We start from the raw sequence: 8,776 nt of genomic DNA, 5'->3' as shown, positions 1-8,776 counted from the left end.
CCACCCGAGGAGCCCTGGATGCCGGCCGACCGCAACATTTTCGTGCTCGGCCTCGACGACCTGAACCTGCGGTCGCTGGGCGAGCTGCCCGCGGCGGCCGACTGCCGCTTCCATCCGCTGCTGACCCGGGACGAGCTGCAGTTCGAGGAGCGGCAGCTGACGGACCTGCTCGATGAGGCGCAGCGCCAGCTGCGGGAGTTCGACGGCACCGTCGACGCGATCGTCGGCTACCGGGACTTCCCGGTGACCACGATGCTGCCGATCCTCTGCCACCGCTTCGGACTGCGCAGCCCGAGCCTGGAGTCGGTCGTGAAGTGCGAGCACAAGTACTGGAGCCGCCTCGAGCAGCGCAAGGTCATCGACGAGCACCCGCGCTTCGCGCTGCTCGACCTCGAGGAGCCGGCCCGGCTGCCGGACGGGCTGAACTATCCGGTGTGGATCAAGCCGGTGAAGTCGTATTCGTCGAAGTACGCCTACAAGGTGCGCGACGACGAGCAGTTCTGCGCCGCGGTCGCGGAGATCAAGGAGGGCATCGAGCAGATCGGCAAGCCCTTCGAGTACGTCGTCAAGCAGCTCGAACTCCCCCGCGAGCTCGCCGACGCCGGGCCGCAGGCCTGCATCGTCGAGGAGTCGATGCCGGGCGACCAGGCCACCGTCGAGGGGTATGTGCAGGACGGCCGCATCGAGGTGTACGGCGTCGTCGACTCACATACGTATCCGGACACGTCGAGCTTCCTGCGCTACCAGTACCCGTCCGCGCTCCCCGGCGACGTCCAGGATCGGCTCGCGGACATCTCCCGGCGGGTGATCCGGCAGATCGGCCTCGACCACTCGACCTTCTGCATCGAGTTCTTCTACGACCCCGGCACCGGCGCCATCGGCCTGCTGGAGGTCAATCCGCGCCACTCGCAGTCGCATGCCGAGCTGTTCTCCCAGGTCGACGGCGTGCCCAACCACCACTGCATGGTCTCCCTCGCGCTCGGCGAGAATCCGCGGCTGCCGTTCCGGCAGGGCCCGTACGCGGTCGCCGCCAAGTGGTATCTGCGCCGCTTCCGCGACGGCCTGGTGCGGCACCGGGCGGGCGAGGACGAGCTGCGGGCGCTGGCGAAGGAGCTCGGCGGCGTGGACATGGTGCCGGTGGCCGACGCGGGGATGCGGCTGTCCGAGGCGCCGGAGGCGCATGACAGCTACAGCTACGAGCTCGCCCACGTGTATGTCGGCGCGGACGACGAGCACGGGCTGCGGGAGAAGTACGAACGGTGCGTCGCCGCACTGGACTTCGTCATCGACGACACCGAGGAGGACAGCACGTAAATGCGCGAGGTCAGTTCCCTGCCGTATGCCGTGAAGGAGGAGGAGCACCTGTGGATCCCGCTCTCCGACGGCACCCGGCTCGCCGCCCGCATCTGGCGTCCCGTAGCGTCCGAGGACGAGCCGGTGCCCGCGGTGCTCGAGTACATCCCGTACCGCAAGCGGGACCTCACCGCGGTCCGCGACTCCATCCACCACCCCTATATGGCCGGCCACGGCTACGCCTGCGTGCGCGTCGACCTGCGCGGCACCGGCGAGTCCGAGGGCGTGCTCACCGGCGAGTATCTGGAACAGGAGCTCGCCGACGCCGAGGAGGTGCTGGCCTGGCTGGCCGAACAGCCGTGGTGCGACGGCCGCACCGGGATGATGGGGATCTCCTGGGGCGGCTTCAACGCGCTGCAGGTCGCCGCCCGCCGGCCGCCGAGCCTGCAGGCCATCGTCATCGCGTCCTTCACCGACGACCGGTACGCCGACGACATGCACTTCATGGGCGGCTGCCTGCTCTCGGACAACCTCTCCGAGGCGTCCACGATGTTCGCGCACACCTCCTGCCCGCCCGACCCGGCGCTGGTCGGCGAGCGCTGGCGGCGGATGTGGCTGGACCGGCTCGACGGCAGCGGGCTGTGGCTCGCGGAGTGGCTGGAGCACCAGCGGCGCGACGACTTCTGGCGGCACGGGTCCGTGTGCGAGGACTACGGGGCGGTGCGCTGCCCGGTCTTCGCGGTCAGCGGCTGGGCGGACGGCTACTCCAACGCCGTCTTCCGGCTGCTGGAGCACCTCGATGACGACGTGCCGCGCAAGGGCCTGATCGGGCCGTGGTCGCACAAGTACCCGCACCTGGGCGAGCCCGGCCCGGCCGTCGGCTTCCTGCAGGAGGTCGTCCGGTGGTGGGACCGCTGGCTGAAGGGGGTGGAGAACGGCGCCGAGGAGGAGCCGGTGCTGCGCACCTGGATGCAGGACAGCGTCCCCCCGCACACCTCGTACGCCGAGCGCCCGGGCCGCTGGACCGGCGAGCCGTCCTGGCCGTCCCCGCATACGGTCCTGGACGAGCTGCCGCTCTCCCGCCACCGCATCGGCCGCCCGCACGAGCCGCCGTCCGACGAGGCGCTGCCGGTCGAATCGCCCCTGTCCGTCGGCCAGTTCGCCGGGAAGTGGTGCTCGTACGCGGCCCCGCCGGACCTGCCGTACGACCAGCGGGAGGAGGACGGCGGCTCGCTGGTCTTCGACACCGAGGAGCTCGGCGAGCCGTGCGAGATCCTCGGCGCGCCGGTGGCCCGGCTGGAGGTGGAGGTCTCCGAGCCGATCGCGATGGTCGCCGTCCGGCTCTCCGACGTCGCCCCTGACGGCAGCGCCACCCGGGTCACGTACGGGCTGCTGAACCTCACCCACCGGGACGGCGACGCCGATCCGCAGCCGCTGGAGCCCGGCCGCCGCTACCAGGTGGACGTCCAACTCAACGGCGTGGCCCAGGCCTTCCCCGCCGGCCACCGGATCCGGCTGTCGCTCTCCACCTCCTACTGGCCGCAGGCCTGGCCGCCACCGCACCCGGTGCGGCTGACCGTGCACACGGCGGGCAGCCGGCTGCTGCTGCCGGTGCGCCCGGTGACCGAGTCGGACGAGGTGTCGCTGCGCCCCTTCGACGAGCCGGAGGGCGCGCCACCGCTCGCACACACCCAGGTCACGCCCGGCGAGCAGCGCTGGGAGGTGACCCGCGACCTGGTCACGTACCAGCAGGAGCTGAAGGTCGTGAAGGACACCGGCGTGGTCCGCTACGACGGCATCGACCTGGAGGTCGGCCGCCGCGTCCGCCAGCGCTACGGCTGCACGGCCGGCGACTTCGCCTCCCCCTGGGGCGAGGTGGAGTCGGAACTGACCTTCCGCCGCGGCGACTGGCGCGTCCGCACCGTCACCCGCACGGTGCTCCACTCCACCCCCGGAGAACTCCGCCTGCACGCCCAGCTGGACGGCTACGAGGGCGAGCACCGCGCGTACTCCCGCAACTGGGAGCACCGCATCCCGCGCGATCACCTGTGAGCCGCGCCGGGTTTCAGCGGCCGCTGCCGGGCTACCGGGAGTAGGACCGCAAGCCGCCAGGCACCCCACGGAGGAGAGACCCCATGCACGAGAGCCAGGAAACCGGCCACGTCACCGGCACCAAGGACAAGGACTACAACCTCGTCTGGTACGTCGAGGCCTGCCTGAGCAACGCCCTGCGCCTCGAGCAGTACATCAAGGACGCCGAGCGCGACGGCGACAACGAGGCCGTCGAGCTCTTCACCAAGGCCCAGGCCGACAGCCGCAAGGGCGCCGAGATGGGCAAGCAGATGCTCCTCACCCGGCTCGGAAAGGCCTGAGCGGCCCCGAGCACCGAGACTGCCGCCGCCCCGGTTCCCCCGCGGGGCGGCGGCCCCGCGTGACATCGCCGTACCCGAGGGAGGGGACACCATGACCGACGTGGTCGTGGGTACGCAGGCATCGCACTGGATCACTACGGCGCCGGGGCGCGGATATCCGCGGCTGCCCGCCGGCGAGGAAGCGGATGTGGCCGTCGTCGGCGGCGGCGTCGCCGGGCTCTGCACCGCCTGGGAACTGGCCCGGGCCGGACGCTCGGTGGCGGTCGTCGAGGCCGGGCGGATCGCCGAGGGGGTGACCGGGCACACCACCGCGAAGGTGTCGGCGCTGCAGGAGCTGCGGTACCGCAAGCTGCGCGCGGCCCGCGGCGCCGAGGTCGCCCGGCTGTACGCGCGCTCGCAGCTGGACGCGGTGCGGCAGGTGGCATCGATCTGCGAACGGCTGGGCGCCGACTGCGAGCTGGAGCGCAGGCCCGCGGTCAGCTACGTCTCCGACCCCGATCACCACGGGTGGATCGAGGCGGAGGCCTTCGCCGCCGGCGAGGCCGGGCTCGATGTCGTGCTCGACCGCGACGACGACCCGCCCTTCCCGTACGCGACCGGGCTCCGGCTCCCCGACCAGCTGCAGTTCCACCCGCGCAAGTTCCTGCTCGCGCTCGCCGACGACTTCAGCGCCCGCGGCGGCCGGATCTACGAGCAGTCCCGGGTCGCCGCCGTGCACGAGGGCGGCCCGTGCCGCGTGGTCACCGCCGAGGGCACCGAACTGCGCGCCCGCGACGTCGTGATCGCCACCCACTACCCGATCCTCGACCGCGCCCTGCTCTTCGCCCGGCTGAAGCCGCAGCGCGAACTGGTCGTCGCCGCCGCCATCCCGGCCGCGGACGACCCCGGCGGCATGTACCTCACCCCCGACGACCACACCCGCTCGGTACGCACCGCGCCGCTGCCCGGCGACGGCGGGCGGCGGCTGCTGATCGTCACGGGCGAGAAGTTCACCCCCGGCGCGGCCGCCGTGCCGGGGCGCCTGGCCCGGCTGGTGGACTTCACCCGGCAGCACTTCCCGGCGGCCGAGCCGCTCGCCCACTGGGCCGCGCAGGACAACTGGTCCTCCGACCACACCCCGTTCATCGGCCCGCTGCACCCCGGCGCCCGGCATCTGCACGTGGCCACCGGCTTCGCCGGCTGGGGCATGACCGGCGGCGTGCTGGCGGGCCGGCTGCTGGCCGAGAGCCTGACCGGCGACGAGCTGCCGTGGAGCTGGATCTACGACCCGCGCCGGCTGCATCCCGTACGCGAGGCGTCCGCGCTGCTGTCGTACCAGACCGGCGTCGCCCGCCGCTTCGCCGGCGACCGCTTCAATGCCTCCCGGCGCTCGGGCGCCGATACGGTCCCGCGCGGCGGCGGCGCGGTGACCGGGCCCCCGGGGCGGCAGCGGGCCGTGCACCGCGACGAGGACGGCAATCTGCACACGCTGTCCGCCCGCTGCACCCACCTGGGCTGCCTGGTGCGCTTCAACGAGACCGAGACCGCCTGGGAGTGCCCGTGCCACGGCTCCCGCTTCGGGGTGGACGGCGATGTGCTGCAGGGCCCCGCGGTGCGGCCGCTGAAACGGCTGGAATGAGTGCTCCGGGTGGGGTTTGCCGCTGCCGCGCGGTTGCTACTCGCCCTGCGTAAGCACTGGTTACGCGACGAGACAGGCGCCTGTAAGTGGACTCTTCCGCACTCCTTCCCGGCCCGCCCGACCAGCACGGCGTAGGTGTCGTGGCCCCGTACGACTTCGCCCTCGACCGCGAGCTGTGGCGCTGGGTGCCCGACGACGTGTCGCTGCACCTCACCCGCACCCGCTACCGGGCGCGAGCGAGCGACGAGGCCCCGGTCAGGACGGCGGTGCGGGCGTTCGGCGCGGTGCGTCCCGAGGTGGTGGCGTACGCCTGCACCGCGGGCAGCTTCGCCGGCGGACGCAACGGCGAGCGGCGGCTGTGCGACGCGATGGAGCGGTGCTGCGGGGTGCCCGCGCTGACCACCTCGGGCGCGCTGCTCGAGACGCTGCGCGAGCTCGACGCCCGCCGCGTCGCCGTGGCGGCGCCGTACCCGGGCCGGGTGACGCGGCGGCTGACGGACTACCTCGCCGACGCGGGCGTCCCGGTCGCCGGGCGCGCGTCGCTCGGTCTTACGGAGCGGATCTGGCGGGTGCCGTACGACGAGGTGGCGGCGATGGCGCGGCGGGCGGCGGCCGGCCCGGCGGACGCGCTCTTCCTCAGCTGCACCAACCTGCCGACCTACGACCTGCTGCCGCCGCTGGAGGCCGAGCTGGGCATCCCCGTGCTCTCCGCCAACCAGGTCACCATGCGCGCCGCGCTCGGCCGCATCGGCGTCCGACCGGCGGCCGCGCCCGCCGCCGCGTGAGGTGGCCGCGCCACGATCAGGGGCTGCTGCAGGCGAAGTCGGTCGCCGCGGTGGTGACGGCGTGGATGCTGGCGTCCTGGCTGCTGCCGCCTTCGGTCACCACCTTCGCGCCGTTCACGGCGCTGCTGGCGCTGCAGTCGACCGTGTACCGGTCGGTGTGGCACTCACTGCAGTACGCCGCCGCGGTCGCCGCGGGCGTGCTGCCGGCGACGGCGCTCAGCGCCGCCACCGGGGTGCAGGCCTGGAGCCTGGCCGTGGTGATGACGGCCGCCTTCGCCGCCGCCCGGCTGCCGGTGTACGGGCCGCTGCGGCTGCAGGTCCCGGTCACCGCGCTGTTCGCCTTCACCGCGGGCGGCGGGGTCGTCGGCTACAGCCTGCACCTGGTCGCGGCCGTGGCCCTCGGCATCGGCTGCGGCCTCACCGTCTCGCTGCTGCTCGCGCCGCCGGCGTACTACCGCAGCGCCGAGGAGGCGGTCCTCCAGCTGTCCGCCTCGGTGGCCGAGCTGCTCACCGACATCGCCGGCACCCTCCGCGACAGCGCCCCCGACCGGGCCCGCAGCGACGCCTGGGCGCGGCGGGCGAGCAACCTGGAGGCCACGGCGCGGCGCGCCCGCGAGACCGTGGACGAGGGCGAGACGAGCGCCCGCCTGAACCCGCGACGGCTGTGGCGCCCGGACCGGCCCGCCGCCCTGCCGCGCCAGCGCCGGGTGGTCAACACCCTGCAGCGCGTCGCTCTGCAGACCCAGTCGATCCAGCGCGGCCTGGCGTATGCGGCGGACAGCGACTACTACGACGAACTCGCGCGCGACTTCCTCTCGCCGTACGCCGGTCTGCTCGAGGCGGCCGCGGGCGGCGTCGAGGCGTTCGGCGGCCTGGACGGCGACGCCTTCGACCACCACCTGAACGCCGGCCACCGCCACTACATGGCGCTGACCACCGGCAGCCGCCTCGAGCACCTCAACGCCCCCAACGAGTGGCCGCTGTACGGCGGCCTGCTCACCGACGCATACCGCATCCTCGAGGAGCTCCAGGAGGCGGCGCGCCATGACTGAGAGGAGACGGTCTAGGCCTGGTGCTCTTCGCGGATCTGCGCCGCCGGTCTGCCGCCCAGTGACCGCGCTCTTCTTGGCGGCGGTGGCGTGCTGCCTCGCGTATACGGGCGCGGTCCGGCGGCTGCGGCGGCGGGGTGACGCGTGGCCGCGGCGGTGGGAGGCGGCGTGCTGGGCGACCGCGGCGGTGATCGCGGTGGCTGCGTCGGCGTCGGATCAACTGCCGCCGCTTACCGCCCACATGGCGGGCCACCTGGCGACGGCGATGGCGACCCCCCTGCTCGTGGTGCTGGCCCGCCCGGTGACGCTGCTGCTGCGCGCCCTGCCGCCGTCCCCCGGTGGCGGCGCTGCTCGACACCGGCGGCCTGTGGCTGCTCTACCGCACCCCGCTCTTCGCCGCCGCCCACCACTCCCCCTGGCTGAGCGCCGCCGTCCAGCTGCACCTGATCCTGGCCGGGCTGCTCTTCACGTACGCCGTCCTCGGCCGCGAACCCTTCGCCCACCGCCGGGACTTCCCGCTGCGCACCGCGACCCTCCTCGCGGCGGCGGCCGCGCATGCCATCCTGGCGAAGTCCCTGTACGCGACCGGCCCGCCCGGCATGTCTGCCGGACGGGCCGATGGGGAACTGGCGTCCCAGCTCATGTACTACGGCGGCGACCTCGTGGAGATCGGCCTCGCGGTGGCGCTGGGCCTCCAGTGGTACGGGGCGCAGGACCGCGCCCGCCGGGTCAGTCGAGCCGGTACTCGGCGTTCACCGACACATCGGCGGTCAGCTCCCCTGCCGGGACCTCCAGCTGCGCGTCCGACGCCTCGGGGGCGGCCATCGCGACCGGCTGGGGCGTACCTCCGCCACCGCCCTCCTTCAGGCTGACGAGACGGCCGAGCTTGTGCCCGCTCAGCTTCGCGTACTGCCTGGCCTTGGCGCGGGCGTCGCGGTACGCGTCCGCGCGGGCGTCGGCGTTGAGGTCGTCGCGGTCGGCGACGTCGAAGCTGATGCCGTGCACGCGCGCCGCGTCGCCGCCCGCGTCGGTCACGGCCTGCGCGACGTCACCCGCGGAGTCGATGTCCCGCACCTTGACGGTGAACGTCTGCCCCGCCTCGTACCCGACGACGGTCGACTTCCCGTCCTTCTCTTCATACACAGCCCGCAGCGAAAGCCCCTGCGTCTGCACGTCCTTCTTCTCCACGCCCGCCGCACGGATGGCGTCCAGCACCTTGTTCGACGCCTTGACCATGGCGTCCTCGGCCTTCTCCGCGGTGTCCCCGCGCGTCTCCACCCCGGCACTGAGCACGGCGAGATCGGGCGCCTGCGAGGCGGAGCCATTGCCGGTCACGGAGATGGTGGCGGGATCGGGAGCGGCGGCGACGGCAGCGGCCGGCACGGCGGCGGTGAGGGCAGCGGCAGCCGCAAAAGAGGCAGCACTAAGCACACAAACTCGAAGCATGCCGCCATAGCAACACGTCCACCCCCACGCACCCCTGCGCCACTCCGCGCCCGGCCGCGCACTCCCCCGCTCGGCAGCCGCGACCGCGAGGACGGGCGGGCGGCGGGCACGCGGATTAAGGGGTGCCCGCCCTGCCGCCTGCCCTGTCTGCTCTGCTCGGCTGCCGCCTCAGGCCGGTTCCGGCTGCGGTGGTGGGGGTGTGGGGTTCGGGCC

7 protein-coding genes and 1 pseudogene are annotated in these 8,776 nt (G+C 73.4%); 7 read left to right on the top strand and 1 reads right to left on the bottom strand.

What is annotated here, in order from left to right; genetic code table 11:
* The first annotated feature begins 18 nt into the window (after positions 1-18).
* From G5C51_RS36935 to G5C51_RS44365, 7 genes and pseudogenes are all read left to right on the top strand, one after another.
* Entirely contained in the window at positions 19-1,314 is a 1,296-nt protein-coding gene (locus tag G5C51_RS36935; protein WP_165244420.1) for an ATP-grasp domain-containing protein, read from the top strand.
* Positions 1,315-3,345: a CocE/NonD family hydrolase gene (locus G5C51_RS36930; RefSeq protein ID WP_165244418.1), complete on the top strand. Its 2,031-nt coding sequence runs from the start codon at positions 1,315-1,317 to the stop codon at positions 3,343-3,345. It begins immediately after the preceding gene.
* An 83-nt stretch (positions 3,346-3,428) separates the two neighbouring features.
* Entirely contained in the window at positions 3,429-3,665 is a 237-nt protein-coding gene (locus tag G5C51_RS36925; RefSeq protein ID WP_165244416.1) for a hypothetical protein, read from the top strand.
* Positions 3,666-3,756: 91 nt separating this feature from the next.
* Positions 3,757-5,283, top strand: a complete 1,527-nt coding sequence (locus G5C51_RS36920) for an FAD-dependent oxidoreductase (RefSeq protein ID WP_165244414.1) — start codon at positions 3,757-3,759, stop codon at positions 5,281-5,283.
* Positions 5,284-5,369: 86 nt separating this feature from the next.
* The gene (locus G5C51_RS36915) at positions 5,370-6,068 is read left to right on the top strand and encodes an aspartate racemase/maleate isomerase family protein (protein WP_165244412.1); all 699 of its coding nucleotides are present in this window, start codon (positions 5,370-5,372) and stop codon (positions 6,066-6,068) included.
* On the top strand, positions 6,065-7,120 hold the full coding sequence (locus G5C51_RS36910) for an FUSC family protein (RefSeq protein ID WP_165244410.1): 1,056 nt from the start codon (positions 6,065-6,067) through the stop codon (positions 7,118-7,120). The genes G5C51_RS36915 and G5C51_RS36910 overlap by 4 nt, the downstream gene beginning before the upstream one ends.
* Positions 7,113-7,761, top strand: a pseudogene (locus G5C51_RS44365) (cytochrome c oxidase assembly protein); the annotation flags it as partial. The gene G5C51_RS36910 and the pseudogene G5C51_RS44365, both read left to right, overlap by 8 nt.
* An 85-nt stretch (positions 7,762-7,846) precedes the next feature.
* Here the strand turns inward: G5C51_RS44365 and G5C51_RS36900 are convergent.
* Positions 7,847-8,500, bottom strand: coding sequence for an SIMPL domain-containing protein (locus G5C51_RS36900; protein WP_338118443.1), 654 nt, complete (start codon positions 8,498-8,500; stop codon positions 7,847-7,849).
* Positions 8,501-8,776: the final 276 nt, after the last annotated feature.

The sequence above is a fragment of the Streptomyces coryli genome (genome assembly GCF_011044975.1).
Classification (GTDB): domain Bacteria; phylum Actinomycetota; class Actinomycetes; order Streptomycetales; family Streptomycetaceae; genus Streptomyces; species Streptomyces coryli.
This window is presented reverse-complemented; position numbering and strand designations above follow the sequence as displayed.

Coding starts and splice junctions, on each gene's coding strand:
- G5C51_RS36925 (WP_165244416.1), top strand. CDS start 3,429: ATGCACGAGAGCCAGGAAACCGGCCACGTCACCGGCACCAAGGACAAG.
- G5C51_RS36920 (WP_165244414.1), top strand. CDS start 3,757: ATGACCGACGTGGTCGTGGGTACGCAGGCATCGCACTGGATCACTACG.
- G5C51_RS36930 (WP_165244418.1), top strand. CDS start 1,315: ATGCGCGAGGTCAGTTCCCTGCCGTATGCCGTGAAGGAGGAGGAGCAC.
- G5C51_RS36935 (WP_165244420.1), top strand. CDS start 19: ATGCCGGCCGACCGCAACATTTTCGTGCTCGGCCTCGACGACCTGAAC.